Origin of the sequence: Shewanella sp. Isolate13, from assembly GCF_022398325.1 — a bacterium.
GTDB lineage: Bacteria > Pseudomonadota > Gammaproteobacteria > Enterobacterales > Shewanellaceae > Shewanella.
The window spans coordinates 32,692-49,551 of sequence record NZ_JAKEVD010000017.1; the positions used below are offsets into that span (position 1 = coordinate 32,692).

A 16,860-nucleotide genomic window follows, 5' to 3' on the forward strand; every position below is an offset into this window, starting at 1 on the left:
AGCTTAAGCATTTGCCAGTTAGATTACAGTCACAGCCACAAACTAGGACTGCTATGAACCGGATATTACGGACATTTTTCATTTTCTTACTGTTACTGTCGACCCGTTCAGCCTTTGCCCATAATGTCGACCATGGACAAGGCAATACTAAGAATAACGGCAGTTACGCCGCCAAACAGGCCTTCTCCAAAAATCTCGATGGCCTGACCGCCATTCAGTCTATGCAATATCAGGTGCCCAGACAGACCAGTGCCGATCTCGATACTCTCTATAGCCAAGCCAACGATGCACAACAAGAGTTAGCCGAGTTGCTTAATAGGATCACAGCGCAGTCTCATACTCAATCTGTATTAGCCGATATTAAGAGTCGTGAAAGAGCCCTGGCTAAGGTGCAGAATAAACTTGATAATGATGCCAGCCAACTGACCGACATCGTCAGAGCCAGTATCGTTAGCCACGATATTCACAACTTGATGCAGGCCTTTGCCTTGCTTAAGTCTGACAGCGAATTGATCCAAGTTAAGAACCGCTTTGCCGCCCCCAAAGAATCGGGATATCGCGATCTAAACCTTTTGGTCAAACTACCTCAATCACAGATGATCGCCGAAGTGCAGTTGCACCTAGCCGATATCGCCGAAATTAAAAGTGGCGCCGAACACCAAGTGTATGAACAGGTACAAACGATTCAGGCCTCTGCGATGCAGGAACAACGTGACTTAAGCGACATTGAAACCGCTAAAATCACTCGGCTCCGCCAAGAGTCCCATAAGCTGTACCACAAAGCGTGGCTGAAATATAAACGCAGCGATCAAGAAAATACTTTTAGCGCCGCAGCTTAATACATGTAAAGCATGTTTAAAGGACCCATTTTATTGGGTCCTTTTTTATTACGACTTTTTATCTCATACCACCACAAAGCCTTTTGTGACTTAGGCAATAATTGTCTATACTCCCGCCCAATAGTCTATATAGCCAGATCCAGCCAAATTATGAATGATGTCATTGAGCAACTCCAAGAAATGAGCGAGACGGTTCCAGTACCGTTAGAGCTAGCAACCTTTGAACAAATTGTTGAAGTGGAAGAGGAGATCCTTATTCCGCTACCTATGGAGCTCAAAGAATACTTACTTTACGCCAGTGATGTTATTTGTGGCAGCCTTGAGCCTGTGACCGCCAGCGATCCTAACTCGCATACCTATCTACCAGAAGTAGCGGCCTATGCTTGGTCAATTGGCCTGCCACGTGAGTTCATTCCAATCTGTCAGCAAGGCGATAGCTTCTTCTTCATTAGCCAAGAAGGACAAATTCAGCTTTGGCAAGATGATGAGATCTACGAGGATGACTCATGGGAGTCTTTCTGGGATTGGGCTGAAGATGTTTGGATGCGCAGCTAATACCTTAGGTATAAGCACACGCAGTCACAACAAAATTTACTAAGGAAATATCATGTCTAAAGAACTTGGTTTGAATGCCATTGAAATGCAGTACCTTCGACACTCATTGGCGTTAACCACAGCCCAAGTTGCCGAAATTGGTAAAGTAACCGAAGCCGATGTTATCGCTTGGGAAGCAGGCGAGAAGCCAGCGCACATGCCAGTACAGAAGAAACTACTTGAGATCGATGAAGCGATTGAGATGCAAGTGCTAAACACCTGCGATGGCATCGAAGAGCTATTTAAAACTGAGCCAAAGCGCACCTTGAGCTTCGTGGTTTACCCAACTCAAGCGCTATATGCTCAGTACAACCCAGAGTTCTTAGGCACACTACCATTAGCCGAGCTGTATAATGTTTCAGCATACCGCATCAAGAAAGAGTGTAAGCTAATGCTTGAGGTTGACGTGGTACTGGTCGCGCTAGACTCTGAATCTTACAAAGTATTCCGCGAAAAAGAGGGCTTGAAAGAGAGCCGCGAAAACCGCGCGAAATGGGCTAAAGCGCAGTTATAAGTTCTAGAACCTAGATCCTAGGTGCTAGGAAAAGCAAAGAAAGGTCCTAGGTTCTAGGTGCTAGGAAAATAAGCAAAGGCTAAGACGGAAAAGCGGTGTTTGTTGTAGGTCGGGCTCTAGCCCGTCAAGCTTTTGATTTTCCTAGCAGGGCCAATCCTTTACAAGAGGCCCGCCCTCGAAGCGCAGCGCTCTAGGACCTGCATTAAAAAAGCATCCATTCTATTAATAAAATAGTGGATGCTTTTTTTGTACCCGGATTTGGTATGTCAATGGCGTCGCTTAAGCCGCCCCCGCTTCCTCTTTGGCAAGCCCCCTAGCCATGGCTGGACGAGCGGTAATTCTATCTCGGTAAGCCGTCAGTTTTGGCGGGATATCTTGCTCAAATCGTGTCGCCCATAACAAGGTGTGCCCCAGTAAAATATCAGCAATAGTCATTTCATCACCGAGCAAAAAATCACTGTCGGGTAACCATTGCTCCGCTATCGCGGCGGCTTTATCAAACTCCCACTTGGCCACAGATAACATCTCCGGCAAACGCTGCTCCTGTGGCAAGGCAAACTTATGTTTACCTATGCTCCACAGCGGCTGCTCAAGCTCACAGGTGATGAAGCTGACCCACTTATGATGCAGTGCCGACTCATGGCTTCCCGCCTTTGGCAAGAGCTTGCCCGCGCCATATTTCTCGGCGAGATATAACACGATAGCTGCAGACTCGGTAATAGCGACCCCCTCCTCCACCAATGCAGGCACCTTGCCACAAGGGTTAACCGCTAAAAAAGCAGGATCTCGTCCATCGCCCTTGGCAAAGTTGATATAGCGATATTGCCAATCGAGCCCAAGCTCTTCTAAGGTCCATGACACTCGCAATGAGCGACTGCGGGGGCTCCCAAATAGTGTAATCATCTGACGCTTCCTTACTTAACATGAATTCGCTAACCCCATAAGCTACTGTGAAGAGCCAACAATTGAAACCATCACATTGTTTCAAAACATATGGTTTCAAAACATAGCCGCTTTACTCATCGCTATATCGACAATATCAGCACTAGAATCACCGCGAGGCCAACAATAAACACTAGATGGCTCCTGTATTAACTAGCATATTGAGTTTTTAAAGTGCTAGTTATCCCGCTTGAATTTGTTATGATTATCGCCTTCATGATGACAATGATTATTGCTTGGCTTAACAATAAGTTGATGCTCAGCACAGCACAGTTGTCGGCAGGCGAGTATGGTAGCGCCATAAGAGCGCTGTCGTGGTTAGGATTAACTCACTTAGTGAGTTTTACCACGCTCTTTATCTATTGGATGCGAAAAAATAACGTAAACGGACACCTAGATCTCAATGCACCTAATAACAAAAACGCTTATAGGCTCAGTCGTCGTTGGCTGTTGCCTGTGGGCTGCAAACAAAGCCAGCGCTAACAGGGTCGCAAACAGTGACATAGCCAAACAGCTTCCTACCATTATCAATCAAGCTGAGCGCCCCTTTAGTGGCGTGGTAATGGTTAAACAAGATAACCAACCTGTGTTTGCTTATATCTCTGGCAACAATATTGACAAAAACTCCAGCTTTTTAATTGGCTCACTGTCAAAACAAGTGACCGCTACCCTTATCTTGAAAGCCGTCGATGAGGGCCTAATCGATTTAGATAAAAGTGTGAGTCATTACTTACTAAAAGATGGCAATAAGCCCCGTGCTTATGTGCCGCCAAGCGTGACCGTATCGCAGTTGCTGAGCCACACCTCAGGTTTAGTCAAAATGGGCGAAGCGCCACTTTTTAAGCCAGGCAGTCAATTTCAATATTCAAATTATGGCTATGCGCTGCTCGGTGACATACTCGAAGTGGTTTACCAACTCCCCATTGACGAGCAAGTTAAACGATTAAACCAACAAAATCAGCTCGATGGTTTATATGCGCAAACAGGCAGCATAACGAGTATCAAATCGGCCCATAGCAATTTCATCCTAGGCAATACCGAAACCTTAGGCCAAGACTCTGAAGGTCACAATCAGTCACACCTAAATCCTGTCGAGCTCAGCATTGATAAATCTATGATCGCGTTTGGCGCTATGGCTGCATCAGTTGAAGCTTATAGCCGCTTTCAAGATTCGCTCTATAACGGCAAGCTATTAAGCCCAAAAAGTTTAAGCTTAATGATCTCACCACATGCCACCCGTGAGCATAGATGGGGAGCATTAGAATATGGCTATGGCACACAGATCAGTCGAGATGAGCAGTTAGTGGAATACAGCCACAGTGGCTACCTATCCGGTTACGTAAGCCTCGCGGCGTATTACCCAAAGTCTAAAGTCAGCTTAGTGATTTTAGAAAATACCTCTTGGGATCTTAGCGACCGCGAACGCACATTTGGACTGCATGACGCCATACGCAGCAGTATTCGCAGCAGACTGATTGCGCTCGAAGACCGCCCTGTCGCCAAGTTATATCAGGCTGGAGTCAGCGCCGTAGAGAGTGCAATGGCACCGACTAATGCGGTGTCGAAGGTAGCAGAGTAATTACTACTCCAACGCTAACTTCTGCTATAATCGCTTTCGATGATCGCGCAGCCGCGCGGTCCCATAGCTAGAAGAAATCAAACTCATGATTAACAATGATATTTTACGTAAAGTTCGCTATATCCTCGACTTAAGCAACGCAAAGATGATCCGCATTTTTGCTAAAACTAAGCACGAAGTGACTCAAGAGCAGATCATCAACATGCTAAAGAAAGAGCATGAAGAAGGTTACGCACCGCTTAATGACAAAAATATGTGTCGTTTCTTGGACGGTCTAGTGATCTACAAGCGTGGCCTAAAGCCAGGCGCAGAAGCGCCAGAGCCACTATCTCAACTCACCAACAACCTTATCTTCAAGAAGCTAAGGGTGGCATTTGAGTTACGCGAAGAAGATATTATTGAAGCGTTAGATCTTGCCGAGTTCAACATGAGCAAGTCTGAGCTAGGCGCACTATTTAGAAAACCTGGCCATAAGCATTACAAGCCTTGTGGCGACCAAGTTCTGCGTAACTTCCTGATGGGCTTGTCAATTAAGCACCGTCCAGAAAACGCTAACTAACTCTCACCCGCATTTTATATGTAAGTGATAAAAGCACTGCCAATGGCGGTGCTTTTTTTAAAGAAGGTACTAGTACCTAGATCCTAGGGCGCTGCGCTTCGAGAACTGGCTCCGCCCTGCTAAAAAAAAGCGGCTAAAGCCCGACCTACAACAAACACCGCTAATCTATTTTACTTTACGCCTTAGCCTTACCGTCTCAGCTTTCCTGCTTTTCCGTAAGCGCAGCGTTCCGTCAGTGACGCAGTCACGTTCTTAAGGCCACTGGCCGTCCGGCTCTTACCGTCTTTGCTGTTTGCCTTTCCTAGCACCTGCTTTTCCTCTCCCTCTCCCCTATCGCTAAAAAATTTCGTCTAATTCGGCCGCAATCGCTAACAAAGATCACGCTTTATGTTAGTCTTCCGTGATTAGTATCACCTGTAATCCTAACTAACAAAAATAACGTAAAGGTTTCCAATGGACGATAACAAACGCCCGCTCTATCTTCCTTTTGCCGGTCCAGCCATTCTTGAAGCCCCTTTGATCAACAAAGGCAGTGCTTTTACCGAAGAGGAAAGGATCTTTTTCAATCTTGAAGGCCTACTGCCCCACGTTATCGAGACTATCGAAGAGCAAGCCTCACGGGCTTACGATCAATACAAAAACTTCACCAACGATCTCGATAAGCATATCTACTTAAGAAACATTCAAGATACCAACGAGACGCTTTATTACCGCCTAGTGCAGAACCATATCACCGAGATGATGCCCATCATCTACACCCCAACTGTGGGCATGGCCTGTGAGCGCTTCTCCAAGGATTATCGCCGTAACCGTGGCCTGTTTATCTCCTACGCCAACAAAGACCGTATCGACGACATCCTCAATAACTCCACTCGCCAAAAAGTGAAGATCATCGTCGTCACCGATGGTGAACGTATCTTAGGCCTTGGCGATCAAGGCATTGGCGGCATGGGGATCCCAATTGGTAAGCTGTCACTTTACACCAGCTGTGGTGGTATCAGCCCAGCCTATACCCTGCCAATCACACTCGATGTGGGAACGGATAACCCGCACCTGCTAGAAGATCCTATGTATATGGGTTGGCGTAACCAGCGTATTGGCGGCGAAGAGTACACCGAATTTGTCGAAGCCTTTATGCAGGCGGTTCACCGCCGCTGGCCCGATGCACTCATTCAGTTCGAAGACTTCGCCCAGAAGAACGCCATGCCACTGCTAGAGCGCTACAAAGATCAATACTGCTGCTTTAACGATGATATTCAAGGCACTGCTGCGGTCACCGTCGGCTCACTATTGGCAGCCTGTAAGGCAGCCAAGACAAAACTGAGCGAGCAACGCATCACCTTCCTCGGAGCAGGCTCTGCGGGCTGCGGGATCGCCGAGGCTATCGTGGCGCAGATGGTGTCTGAGGGCATTAGTGAAACTCAGGCTCGTAAGCAGGTATTCATGGTTGACCGCTGGGGCATGTTGCAGGCGAACATGCCGAATCTATTACCCTTCCAGCAGAAACTAGCCCAGCAGTGTGATGATGTCGCCAACTGGGATAACTTCAGTGACAACATCTCGCTACTCGATGTGGTCAATAACGCCAAGCCAACGGTATTGATTGGTGTATCGGGCGCGCCGGGACTGTTCACCGAAGAGATCATCAAGGCAATGCATAGCCATTGCAAGCGCCCTATTGTGTTTCCACTGTCGAACCCAACCAGTCGCGTCGAAGCCACACCGAAAGATATTCTGCACTGGACTCAAGGCCAGGCGCTTGTGGCAACCGGTAGCCCGTTTGAGCCAGTGGTTGTCGATGACACCACCTATGAAATCGCCCAGTGTAACAACAGTTATATCTTCCCAGGCATCGGCCTTGGTGTACTCGCCTCAGGCGCTAAACGTGTCAGTGATGCCATGTTGATGGCATCGAGCCGCACACTGGCCGAGTGTTCGCCGTTAGCGGTGAATGGCGAAGGGTCTTTGCTGCCTAAGCTTGAAGATATTCATCTGGTGAGTAAGCATATCGCCTTTGCCGTGGCCAGAACCGCCATTGAAGAAGGTCATGCGCAGCAGGTCACCAATGAGTTGCTGACCTATGCCATCGAAGATAACTTCTGGACAGCAGAGTATCGACGTTATAAACGAACTTCGTTCTAGTTTTTTCAATAAAGCTAAGACGGAAAAGCATAGACGGTTCAAGCAAAGACGAGCGCTTCGCTAACGGTCTAAATCAAAAGCAGTCATTTTTGGCTGCTTTTTTGTTTTTGGGCTTTGGGGTTATCTGGTAGTTGGTTTGTTATCAGGCTTTGCCTGACTTTTAAGTTAGACTGCGTCTAACAACTAAAGTCGTAACGCTTCGCCCACACCAGAGCCAAGGGGGGAAAGCGCTTGTCCCCCTTAGCGAACCCTCAGCGCCCCATAAAATATGTGGGTCAGAGTAAACTAAACCAATAACTCACTAAGCCTTTAACCATAACGCCGCCCCCAGGGTTATGCTTATCTAATGCAGACACTTCTGCCCGCCGCAGGCTATTGAAACCACTCTTGTTGGTTGTCACTCTCAGCATAAAAATAACAATTAACTTTCATGAACAAGACGATTGTTTAGCTATCCCCCCTAACTTGACGAAAATCGTAAACTTGAAGCTAAAAGCAAAAAACGGTAGGTTGCAGGTCAACAAAAGGACAGTTTTGTTTAACGATTAAATAATAACTTAAAAAAGGACTTACAATGTACAAAGTACTCGTAGTGATATTTGCCCTACTGACATTATCAGGCTGTGTTTCGCCTATCGCTTTGCAAGAACAGACTCCCACCCCTGAATATCAAAACAAAGAACCTATTCTCATCAGTGTTATCGATAATCGAAAAAAAGTTAAAGAAGGAAAACCTGAAACTTTCATTGGACGTGCTCATGCGACGTTTGGCATTCCTGTTGATTGGGATGTAAACGCAATTTTAGCGACTGAAAAAACAGATAAATCCTTAACCTTAAGCCAGTGGCTGCAAACACGAATCGTCACAGGACTGACTGAAAAAGGATGGCAAGTAAAGGCTGCTGACTTTAAAACGGTACCGACAGAAACTATCGCTAACCATACGTTAACCGAGCAAGAATCGCAGCACCTTTTAGTCCTCGACTTGCAAGAGTGGTTCTTTAGTATCAATTTAAATTGGGTATCGTCATTTAACTTTGATACCGATGTTGATACCTACTTATTTGATAAGACTCGCGGCTTAACTTATCAAAAAAATACCCAAGAAAGAGATGTCATTGAAGAAGAAGGTAGCGAATCGCCACAAAACAATGTGCTACGTGCTTACCATGACCAACTATTACAAATCCTCTCTGATCCAGAGCTAAAAGCGCTAATACTGCAAGAGCCCCCCGTAAAAACGGCCGAGTCGACAACTACGCTATAAACCTCCACATAAACAAAAAAGGCTATGGGAAAACTCCCATAGCCTTTTGCTTTGGTGTCTACACTAATCCTCAACAGCTGAGCTAAACAAACCTGCGCTCACTCGCAACCTGACTGGGTACTCGGTAGAGCTTAGGTTTATTGTCGTAGCCAATGGAGCGGTTATAAGTCAGCACCGTCGACAGGTGCTTATGTACCTCACTGCTGGGGTCGTTGGCATTGCCAAAAATGAGTGCATCGGCAGGACATACCGTGACACAGGCTGGCTGTAGCCCCTCTGCAACACGGCTTTTCATGCAGAAATCGCAGTTATCGCTGGCTTTGACTTGGTTATTATAGAAACACCCTCCCAGCGGGCAGGCCGCCACACACATTAAGCAACCTTTACAGCGATCATGATTAAATGACACGACACCAGCCACTGTTTGACTGATGGCTCCATAAGGGCAGGCCCTGATACAGGCTGGCCTGTCACACTGTTCGCAAGAGGCTCGCAGATAACGATAGTGCAGTTCGCCATCGATAAGATATGGGCCTTTTACATCGATTGAAGCTCGGCTTTGATGATCGGCTAACTCGTTAGCGGCATTACAGGCGGCGGTACAGGCATGGCAGCCTATACAACGGTTTTCATCATGAATGAGTACATATTTTTCGTTCATTGCGTTTCCCCCACTCTACTCCAACACTTGCTATTGCCTTGGTTGGAGTAAAGTAGCTCCTTGTTAGTTAAACTAAATACACATTACGCGCGTCTGATAGTGACGCCTGTGGTATGAACATTACTGCCTGTAATGGCTGCGCTAGCATGAGGTAACAAGGCGCCGCAATGGACTCCTTTACCGAAGGCGCGTTTGAGTTCTTGGTTCTTACTGCCAAAACCCATATGGGCGAAAACGGTGTCTTTTCGGATCCCAGGCGTTACCTTGGCTGTTCCTTGCTCCTCTCCGACCTGACTCGTGATGATGATGTTATCGCCATCACTTACCCCGAGTTCGGCGGCGGTGTCAGGGTGGATCCAGACTGGGTTATCTGACTGCAAATCATAAAGCAGCGGAATATTTTGAGTGACCGCGTTGGTATGCAATGCTGACTTTCCTTGAATGAAGTACAGCTCGTCAGGCTGCTTTAGCATAACGGGGCGGTAGCTAATCACACTGCGACCAGGGGCTATCTTCTCAAGACTTGGAGAGCTCAATTCAATCTTGCCACTTGGAGTCGTGAATTGAAGCTGATCTCCGTAGTCGCCTAGCTCAGATGGAGGCAGCGCATTAGGATAGTGCTGGCGAAACTTCGCCACCATCTCAGGCTCTCGCATCAACAGAGGAATGCCAAAAGAGAGGTAGCCTGCTTTTCTAAGTTGCGTTAATAACTCGGGGTTGTTTGCTACTTGGCGTTGTTGGTAGTCAACAATATCTTGCCAGGGGAAGTGCTGCCCCAGCGCCATTGCCTCAGCCATCTCTTTAAATATTTGCCAACTTGGGCGGGTGTCACCTATGGTTTCTGTCACTCGCTGCCGCAAGGCGTAGGCGGGGTTCTTAGAAGACATATCACCTATGTCTTCGTCACGCTCAAGGTAAGTGGACTCAGGCAAAACAACGTCAGCATAGGCCGCACTCTCGCTAATATATACGTCACAGGCGACAACAAAGTCCATCGCCTCCAGTGCATTTTGAACTTGGTTTCGATCGGTGACGGTTTGCATTGGGTTAGAGCGTGACATCACCCATGCCTTGATCGCGTAGGGCTGTTGCTGCAAGGCTGCAGGGATAATAGATTGATAGAGTCCACCCGCTTTGGCGGCATACTTAAACTGGGGATCGGTTAAATCAATACGTGGCAAGGCTGGGGTGGGTAGGCCATCAACCTTTATTTTTTCCAGTGATGGCGCTACTGCTTCGCCGGCGAGCTTGTTATACAGCTTAGAGTTCTTAGCGAAATACACGCCTCCTTTACGTTCAATGTTACCCAGCAGTACGTTTATGGCATAGATGCCACGACGAAGATCGAACTCTTCAGGTGTAAAGGTGCAACGATGGCCATGATCGGCTATCGCAGCGGGGGCTGCGGCGGCAAGTTCTCGGGCGATACGACGAATGTCGCCTGCTGGCACGTCACAGATCTCACTTGCCCATTCAGGGGTGTATTGTGCCATCGAAGTCGCAAACTCCTCGAAGCCACTGACGTGTTGCTGCACAAAAGATTCATCGTACAACTGCTCTTCAATTAATACATGGCTCAGAGCGAGGACAACGGCGATGTCTGTGCCGGGTTTAATGGCATGCCATTCATCTGCTTTGTCAGCCATCACCGATAACCTAGGCTCAAACACAACGACCTTAACAGTGCCCTTTTCCTGCGCAGCCAACAGGGCTCGGGTCATTGACATATTGATCCCTTCGAACAGATTATGACCGAAGTTGAGTATGTATTTGCTGTTTTCTAAATCCAGTTTAAGCTCATTGCCGAACATCACCTTGGCAGCGACGGCATAGGAAATTGGACACGTTGAGCCGTGTGAAAAGATATTTGGAGTGCCAATAACTTTGCCGAAGTGAAAGGCATGGCTGGATAATGAGCCTGATTTACTCGAGACTGCGATGGCTTCGGATCCGTATCGGTCACGAACTTGATTCAAATTATGAGCAATAAGTCGGTATGCTTCTTCCCACTCAATTTCCTGCCACATCCCCGAGCCTCGAGGTCCGGTTCGTTTAATCGGTTTAACTAAACGGTGAGAATCATTGAGCAGCTTGCTACCTGATGTGCCCCTTGCGCATACCTTACCACCAAAGCTCTTAGCGTTCTGATTCCCCCGAATAAACAACTTATCTTGCCTACTTTCGACGGTAATTGGACATCGAGTTGAACACATTTCGCAGATACTGTTTATTTCTTTAATAAATGGCGAAGCGGGTGTTAATAACTGACTTTGCGCTCCTAAAGTTCCTGGGGCATAAACTGTTATAGCGCAAAAGGCGCTTCCTTTTGCCAAAAAATCGCGGCGAGACAACATGTTCTTACCTCTCTCTCCACATTCGTAAACATCAGATTTAAAAGCAAATTTTATTTATAGAACTCGTAGCTAGCTGTATGCATAGTAGGCTCAGTTCATTTTAATAAAGCATGATTAAGATCAATAAATCAGATGTATTTAGATGTGAATCACATGTGATGAGTTGTGATTTAGATCCGATCACAACTAAAGTTTGTGATCCGAAAGGTATGTAGCAAATAAGTTGACCGCTACAGAGGTGGCATCAATGCTCCCTGACTTCGCAAGATAATCATCATCTCACTTAGTCGTTTTGATGTAACGCACTGACAAGTGCTTACAGCACTGAGTTGTAGATGAGGCCTAATATTTAACGTCGCTTTTCAGGGGAGTTAAACCCTACGGACTCATCGATATAAACAAGCAGATTTAAGATAAAGCTTAACAAAATTAAGACATTTTCTTTGAGTTATATTATTGTCGTGACTCGTAAAATTTAGAAGGTGAAATCACCTATATTTTAGACATATATCACGTAAAAAATATTATTTTCTGGTAAATGGTCACAATTCCCCCGTCAACCTAGGGTAACGCGACAAAGTAAACGTCATCGCCGTCACCAAAGTTTGACCTTATTAGTATTACCAAGGTTCTGCACTGCAATAAAAAAGGCTATGGTTTCCCACAGCCTTCTCTTTTAGCCTGTTATAACAGCCTAAACCTCAATGATTACTTGCCAGCAATCACAGATTTGATGCTATTAAGCATCGAACGGTCGGTACGGGCTTTCTTAAGCTTACGTACGCTCTCTTTTAATGAAGCATCAGACAAACGGGTGAAGATACCGTTGTACTCTTTCTCGGCGATCTCATCATCGGTATCCGCCATCTCTGCGATGTCTTGTGCCACGCGGCTGAGTTGGAACCAAGCATTGGCGATGTAGAAGCCGTGGAAGTCCTCTTTAGGCAGTAAGCTCTTAGCACTGGCTGGCAGTGCGTCCCAACCTGAGCTGAACTTAAGGTCTTTGTCTTCAATTAGCTCATTGCAAAGGTTTGCATAGGCTTCAAACAAATCCTTAGGGATATCGTTCATCGGCATAACGGTGTTGCATACGTTCAGTGCCACTTGCTCTGCGCGCTCTTTGTAAGCTTGGGTTACTTCTGTCATCTGTTTCTCTCTAAAATTACTGTCAATCTTGTTACTGATTCGATTTTATTAACGTTAACGGTTAACTGGCGCGTTAGAATTTGCCGCTAACATAGAGGCCATAATTTCCATTGCCTGCGATCGGCGTAATGGTGATACCTTTATAGGGATCGGTAAAGTATAGCCCAGATAGAATACCGATTGCTGCGCCAGCGAGTACGTCTTCAACATGGTGCTTGTCGCTTTCAACCCGAGTGTAACCCACGTAAGCGGCACCAATATAAGCAGGGATAGCCCACTCCCAACCGTATCTTTGCTGCACAAAAGTCGCGGCGGCAAAGCTGTCGGCGGTATGACCCGATGGAAACGAGTCATCGCCTGAGCCATCGGGTCTGTCTTTATCAACTGTGTACTTAAGCCCTTCGACCACAAGACGCGACACCACGCCGGTTTTAGCTAGCTGCCATGCACCTTCGTAACCATCTTCATAGATAAGGCTTCCACCCAGAGCGGCTGCAGGCAGTAAAAGGTGCAACACATCGCCAGATTTTTCCAAGTTCGATGTCGCGTAAGTTGGCCAAGTTGTCAGCAAAAGCAAACAGGCAAAAAACTTTTTCATTCCAGTGACCTTCATCATGAGCCCTTTAAAGGGCGTTGTTATACAGACACCTAGAAACAAATGCAAAGACTTGTCTAGGCTAACTTTTACGGCACATCTCACGCGGGTAAAAAATAGCGTATAAAAAATAGTTTATAGTGTATGCTTGTGCATGAATTTTAATGACTTTAAGACCAAGCTAACGCTAAATGCCCAAGCCGTTTTTGTTAATAAAAATCATTCTATTGCTAGGCTTACCTTCGGTAAGCGCCTTAGGCTACGCCGAACAAAGTCATAATGATAAGGCCGATGCCATTTTTAAACTGCTTGATAGCGGCACCATTGAGCAAAACGCGACCACCCAAGCTTACTTAGAGGAACTCGACTCACTCATCCCCACAACTGATATTCAAAGACAACTTCGACTAACCCGAGCTCGTTGCTGGGCGTTTAATGTGTTCGAAGAGGGGCAAGTTAGTAAGGGATTGGCATTTGCGCAGCAGGCATTGAACAATCCAAACTTAGCCAATTACCCTAATGACAAGTTAGATCTCGAGCTCTGTGAAGCTTGGCTGACCGAACAAGAAGGCGATGTGGACTTAGCGCTCTCTGGTTATAACAAGGTGATCGCTCAAGCCTATGCATTAGAGGACTTGCGCCTAGTTGCCGATGCCAGAGGCATGCGCGGCTACCTACACTCCTATCAAGGAAACTTCACTCAAGGACTAGAGGACTTACTCACCTCTCGCTCGCTATATCAGAGCCTTGACTTATCGGCTTGGGCCCGCACCAGCCTGTATGAGATCGCCACCATTTATCGCCGCCTTGGCGATCAAAAGAGTGCGATTCGTTACTTTAAACAATTGCAAAAAAGCTATATCGAAAGCGACAACTTAGATGGTGCAAACGCAATCACTGTCGCTATCGCCATTGCCGAAGAGGAACTGGGTAATTTAGACCGCGCCAAACGCCTATTTGAGCAAGGTTATCACTATTGGAAAAACAACAACCGAGACTTAGAGCAAGCAACGGTCGCGGTCAATATCGCCGGCACCTTAATCAAACTTGGCGAATTTGAGCAAGCCAGTCAATATCTCGATGAGGCAGAGCCTTTTATCCTGCCAACGGATGAAGCCTTCTACAGCTTTTTGCATCTGTTTCGGGCACAGCTCTATCTCGGCGATGGCCTACTGCCACAAACCCATAAGAGTATCGCCTATGCGCGCACGGCCTTTAGTCGTGTGAAAAATCTAAGGGGATTGGCACAGCTGCAACTGGTTGAGAGCCAAGCCTTTGTTCAACAAGCTCGATGGAAACAAGCCTACTATGCGCTAAGCGAATATGTGAAGCTGCATAATGAGTTAGATGCCAAGTTGCTCTCGAGTTACACCACCGAGATGCGTACTCGCTTCAATGCCAATCAGATCGAAGAGGAAAACCGTCACCTGATTGAAAACCAGCAACTCAAAGAGCTAGAGCTGGCGATGCTTGAGCAAAACAAGCTACAGCAATGGATCATCATTGTACTTGGCAGCTTTTTGATGCTTATCATCTCAATATTTGCCTATAAGCAGATCCAGAAAAACCGCTTACTGTCGGCCTTAGCCCTCACCGATGATCTAACCCAACTGCCCAACCGCCGTTACATCTATGCCAAGGCTCAGAGTCGCTTCGAAGAGGCCCAAAGAACGCAGCAGCCTCTGTCGGTCATACTGTTCGATGCCGACTACTTTAAGCTGATTAATGACAAGCATGGTCACGAGGTTGGCGATCAGGCTCTTGTGCTATTGGCACAGACTTGCCGCAATTTACTTAGCCACAAGCATCAAGCAGCGCGGGTAGGCGGTGAAGAGTTTTTGATTCTGCTAGCCGATACCGATATGGCGCAGGCCTATAAGATTGCACAGGCCTTGGTACAGAAGGTGAGCGAGAGTAACTTTAGCGCTTTCCCACAGGGCTTTACTATGACCATCAGCGCCGGCGTTGCCAGCCTGAGAGCCGAAGACAGTAAACTATCGCAACTGCTCAAGAGAGCCGATGACGCCCTCTACCAAGCTAAGAGCCAAGGACGCAATCAGGCCAAGGTAAGTTAAGTCTTAAGGTTAGAGACATACCTATTTACTGCCAATTGCTGGTATCATTAAGTCTTACCTTAAACCTTTATAAGATCTATGTCTGACACTTCTTCACAACTCGCTGCAATCGATAGCTTAACGCCAACTCAACTTGGTGAATTGGCCCTCAACATTAAAACTTGGGGTCAGGAGCTAGGCTTCGCACAAATAGGTATTTGCGATACAGACTTAAGTGCGGAAGAACCTAAGCTGCAGCAGTGGTTAGAGATGGGGTATCACGGTGAGATGGGCTATATGGCCAACCATGGCATGATGCGAGCTCGACCCCATGAGCTGCATCCTGGTACAAAACGGGTCATCACGGCGCGCATGAATTATCTGCCGCCAGAGGCGGGGTTTGCCTGTAATCTTAAAGACCCCAATCTTGGCTATATCTCCCGTTACGCAGGCGGCCGTGATTATCATAAGATGATCCGTAATCGTCTTAAGAAACTAGGCGATAGAATCGAAGCAGAGTTAAATCAGCTTGGCGTCGATAAACCTAACTCACGCCCCTTTGTCGACTCGGCGCCAATTTTAGAGCGTCCCTTAGCCGATAAGGCGGGTCTTGGCTGGACTGGCAAACACAGCTTATTGCTCAACCAAGACGCTGGCAGTTGGTTCTTCTTAGGCGAGCTGTTAATTGATCTACCACTGCCCGTCGATATTCCTGTTGCCGAAGGTTGTAACACCTGCGTGGCCTGCATAAAGTCGTGCCCCACCAATGCTATCGTCGAGCCTTATGTGGTTGACGGCAGTCGCTGCATCTCCTATTTAACCATTGAGCTACAGGGCGCTATCCCAGTGGAATTTAGACAGGCTATCGGCAATCGGATCTACGGCTGTGATGATTGCCAACTGGTTTGCCCGGTTAATGCTAAGGCACCTCTGACCGAAGAAAGCGACTTCCATACTCGTCCGTCACTCAAACAACCGCAGTTACTCGAGCTATTTAACTGGAGTGAAGCCGAGTTTTTAAAGCTCACCGAGGGCAGCCCTATTCGCCGGATCGGCCATAGTCGCTGGTTAAGGAATATCGCCGTGGCATTAGGCAATGCGCCCTACAATGAAGCGATCATCGAAGCGCTTGAGGCACGTAAGTCATCGAGTGAAGTGGATGAGATGGTAAGCGAGCATATCGACTGGGCACTTAGTCAGCAACATCAAAAACTGACTCAGAAAAATGGTCAGACGCTTGACCAAAGCCTCAGCCGCAAGACTCAAAGGATTATTCGCAGCGTAGAAAAAGGCCTACCGCGGGACGCGTAGGCCTAATCATTACAATCTGTATAACCAATTATTAGTAATCGTTATGCATGTTGATCTAGGGTGAAGCCTACCTTCACTGTTACCTGCCAGTGAGCGATTAAGCCCTCCTCTAAATGCCCTCGAGTTTCCACCACTTGAAACCACCTAAGGTGCTTCAAAGACTCATTGGCCGTAGCGATTGCATTTTTAATGGCTTCATCTGAGCTGATTGGAGACGATCCTGTTAGTTCGATAATCTTGTAGGTATGGCTCATAGTGACTCCAATTGTGATTAAGGGTGATCTTAATCAGTATAGAACAACA

16 protein-coding genes are annotated in these 16,860 nt (G+C 47.0%); 10 read left to right on the forward strand and 6 right to left on the reverse strand.

Going from position 1 to position 16,860, the window contains the following annotated elements; genetic code table 11:
* The first annotated feature begins 53 nt into the window (after positions 1 to 53).
* From L1D44_RS12190 to L1D44_RS12200, 3 genes are all read left to right on the forward strand, one after another.
* The gene (locus L1D44_RS12190; protein ID WP_239890984.1) at positions 54 to 839 is read left to right on the forward strand and encodes a RelA/SpoT domain-containing protein; all 786 of its coding nucleotides are present in this window, start codon (positions 54 to 56) and stop codon (positions 837 to 839) included.
* A gap of 150 nt (positions 840 to 989) precedes the next feature.
* The gene (locus L1D44_RS12195; RefSeq protein ID WP_220767889.1) at positions 990 to 1,394 is read left to right on the forward strand and encodes an SMI1/KNR4 family protein; all 405 of its coding nucleotides are present in this window, start codon (positions 990 to 992) and stop codon (positions 1,392 to 1,394) included.
* A 52-nt stretch (positions 1,395 to 1,446) separates the two neighbouring features.
* On the forward strand, positions 1,447 to 1,947 hold the full coding sequence (locus tag L1D44_RS12200) for a DUF4447 family protein (RefSeq protein ID WP_239890986.1): 501 nt from the start codon (positions 1,447 to 1,449) through the stop codon (positions 1,945 to 1,947).
* 279 nt (positions 1,948 to 2,226) lie between these two features.
* Here the strand turns inward: L1D44_RS12200 and L1D44_RS12205 are convergent, their stop codons facing one another.
* A complete protein-coding gene (locus tag L1D44_RS12205; RefSeq protein WP_239890988.1) occupies positions 2,227 to 2,850 on the reverse strand; it encodes a glutathione S-transferase family protein in 624 nt (207 codons plus the stop codon).
* A gap of 255 nt (positions 2,851 to 3,105) precedes the next feature.
* On the opposite strand from L1D44_RS12205, the gene L1D44_RS12210 reads away from it, so the two are divergent.
* From L1D44_RS12210 to L1D44_RS12230, 5 genes are all read left to right on the forward strand, one after another.
* Positions 3,106 to 3,372: a hypothetical protein gene (locus L1D44_RS12210; protein WP_239890989.1), complete on the forward strand. Its 267-nt coding sequence runs from the start codon at positions 3,106 to 3,108 to the stop codon at positions 3,370 to 3,372.
* A gap of 79 nt (positions 3,373 to 3,451) precedes the next feature.
* Entirely contained in the window at positions 3,452 to 4,468 is a 1,017-nt protein-coding gene (locus L1D44_RS12215; protein WP_239890991.1) for a serine hydrolase domain-containing protein, read from the forward strand.
* An 85-nt stretch (positions 4,469 to 4,553) separates the two neighbouring features.
* Complete coding sequence (locus tag L1D44_RS12220) at positions 4,554 to 5,027, forward strand: DUF1456 family protein (protein WP_239890993.1); 474 nt, start codon at positions 4,554 to 4,556, stop codon at positions 5,025 to 5,027.
* Positions 5,028 to 5,480: 453 nt separating this feature from the next.
* Entirely contained in the window at positions 5,481 to 7,169 is a 1,689-nt protein-coding gene (locus L1D44_RS12225; protein ID WP_239890995.1) for an NAD-dependent malic enzyme, read from the forward strand.
* Positions 7,170 to 7,743: 574 nt separating this feature from the next.
* Positions 7,744 to 8,436, forward strand: coding sequence for a hypothetical protein (locus L1D44_RS12230; RefSeq protein WP_239890997.1), 693 nt, complete (start codon positions 7,744 to 7,746; stop codon positions 8,434 to 8,436).
* Between the two features lie 82 nt (positions 8,437 to 8,518).
* On the opposite strand, the gene L1D44_RS12235 is transcribed toward L1D44_RS12230, so the two are convergent.
* From L1D44_RS12235 to L1D44_RS12250, 4 genes are all read right to left on the reverse strand, one after another.
* Positions 8,519 to 9,097, reverse strand: a complete 579-nt coding sequence (locus L1D44_RS12235; RefSeq protein WP_239890999.1) for a 4Fe-4S dicluster domain-containing protein — start codon at positions 9,095 to 9,097, stop codon at positions 8,519 to 8,521.
* Positions 9,098 to 9,180: 83 nt separating this feature from the next.
* A complete protein-coding gene (gene phsA / locus L1D44_RS12240; RefSeq protein WP_239891001.1) occupies positions 9,181 to 11,451 on the reverse strand; it encodes a thiosulfate reductase PhsA in 2,271 nt (756 codons plus the stop codon).
* A gap of 708 nt (positions 11,452 to 12,159) precedes the next feature.
* Positions 12,160 to 12,597 (reverse strand): DUF3069 domain-containing protein, encoded by a 438-nt coding sequence (locus tag L1D44_RS12245; protein WP_239891003.1) that lies wholly within the window; start codon positions 12,595 to 12,597, stop codon positions 12,160 to 12,162.
* Positions 12,598 to 12,670: 73 nt separating this feature from the next.
* The gene (locus L1D44_RS12250; protein WP_239891005.1) at positions 12,671 to 13,195 is read right to left on the reverse strand and encodes a phosphatase PAP2 family protein; all 525 of its coding nucleotides are present in this window, start codon (positions 13,193 to 13,195) and stop codon (positions 12,671 to 12,673) included.
* A gap of 188 nt (positions 13,196 to 13,383) precedes the next feature.
* Here L1D44_RS12250 and L1D44_RS12255 point away from each other — a divergent pair, with 188 nt between their 5' ends.
* Positions 13,384 to 15,267, forward strand: a complete 1,884-nt coding sequence (locus L1D44_RS12255) for a GGDEF domain-containing protein (RefSeq protein ID WP_239891007.1) — start codon at positions 13,384 to 13,386, stop codon at positions 15,265 to 15,267.
* Between the two features lie 78 nt (positions 15,268 to 15,345).
* Positions 15,346 to 16,557 carry a tRNA epoxyqueuosine(34) reductase QueG gene (gene queG / locus L1D44_RS12260; protein ID WP_239891009.1) on the forward strand — a complete coding sequence of 404 codons (1,212 nt, stop codon included), beginning with the start codon at positions 15,346 to 15,348 and terminating at the stop codon, positions 16,555 to 16,557.
* A 41-nt stretch (positions 16,558 to 16,598) separates the two neighbouring features.
* Here the strand turns inward: queG and L1D44_RS12265 are convergent, their stop codons facing one another.
* Positions 16,599 to 16,811: a dodecin gene (locus L1D44_RS12265; protein ID WP_220767901.1), complete on the reverse strand. Its 213-nt coding sequence runs from the start codon at positions 16,809 to 16,811 to the stop codon at positions 16,599 to 16,601.
* Between the last annotated feature and the right edge of the window lie 49 nt (positions 16,812 to 16,860).

Bases quoted from the DNA above. Each gene is read 5' to 3' on its own strand.
- L1D44_RS12215 (WP_239890991.1), top strand. From the start codon at position 3,452: ATGGTTAAACAAGATAACCAACCTGTGTTTGCTTATATCTCTGGCAAC.
- L1D44_RS12205 (WP_239890988.1), bottom strand. From the start codon at position 2,850: ATGATTACACTATTTGGGAGCCCCCGCAGTCGCTCATTGCGAGTGTCA.
- L1D44_RS12245 (WP_239891003.1), bottom strand. From the start codon at position 12,597: ATGACAGAAGTAACCCAAGCTTACAAAGAGCGCGCAGAGCAAGTGGCA.
- L1D44_RS12195 (WP_220767889.1), top strand. From the start codon at position 990: ATGAATGATGTCATTGAGCAACTCCAAGAAATGAGCGAGACGGTTCCA.
- L1D44_RS12230 (WP_239890997.1), top strand. From the start codon at position 7,744: ATGTACAAAGTACTCGTAGTGATATTTGCCCTACTGACATTATCAGGC.
- L1D44_RS12200 (WP_239890986.1), top strand. From the start codon at position 1,447: ATGTCTAAAGAACTTGGTTTGAATGCCATTGAAATGCAGTACCTTCGA.
- L1D44_RS12265 (WP_220767901.1), bottom strand. From the start codon at position 16,811: ATGAGCCATACCTACAAGATTATCGAACTAACAGGATCGTCTCCAATC.
- L1D44_RS12210 (WP_239890989.1), top strand. From the start codon at position 3,106: ATGATGACAATGATTATTGCTTGGCTTAACAATAAGTTGATGCTCAGC.
- phsA (WP_239891001.1), bottom strand. From the start codon at position 11,451: ATGTTGTCTCGCCGCGATTTTTTGGCAAAAGGAAGCGCCTTTTGCGCT.
- L1D44_RS12225 (WP_239890995.1), top strand. From the start codon at position 5,481: ATGGACGATAACAAACGCCCGCTCTATCTTCCTTTTGCCGGTCCAGCC.
- L1D44_RS12255 (WP_239891007.1), top strand. From the start codon at position 13,384: ATGCCCAAGCCGTTTTTGTTAATAAAAATCATTCTATTGCTAGGCTTA.
- L1D44_RS12190 (WP_239890984.1), top strand. From the start codon at position 54: ATGAACCGGATATTACGGACATTTTTCATTTTCTTACTGTTACTGTCG.
- L1D44_RS12235 (WP_239890999.1), bottom strand. From the start codon at position 9,097: ATGAACGAAAAATATGTACTCATTCATGATGAAAACCGTTGTATAGGC.
- L1D44_RS12250 (WP_239891005.1), bottom strand. From the start codon at position 13,195: ATGAAAAAGTTTTTTGCCTGTTTGCTTTTGCTGACAACTTGGCCAACT.
- queG (WP_239891009.1), top strand. From the start codon at position 15,346: ATGTCTGACACTTCTTCACAACTCGCTGCAATCGATAGCTTAACGCCA.
- L1D44_RS12220 (WP_239890993.1), top strand. From the start codon at position 4,554: ATGATTAACAATGATATTTTACGTAAAGTTCGCTATATCCTCGACTTA.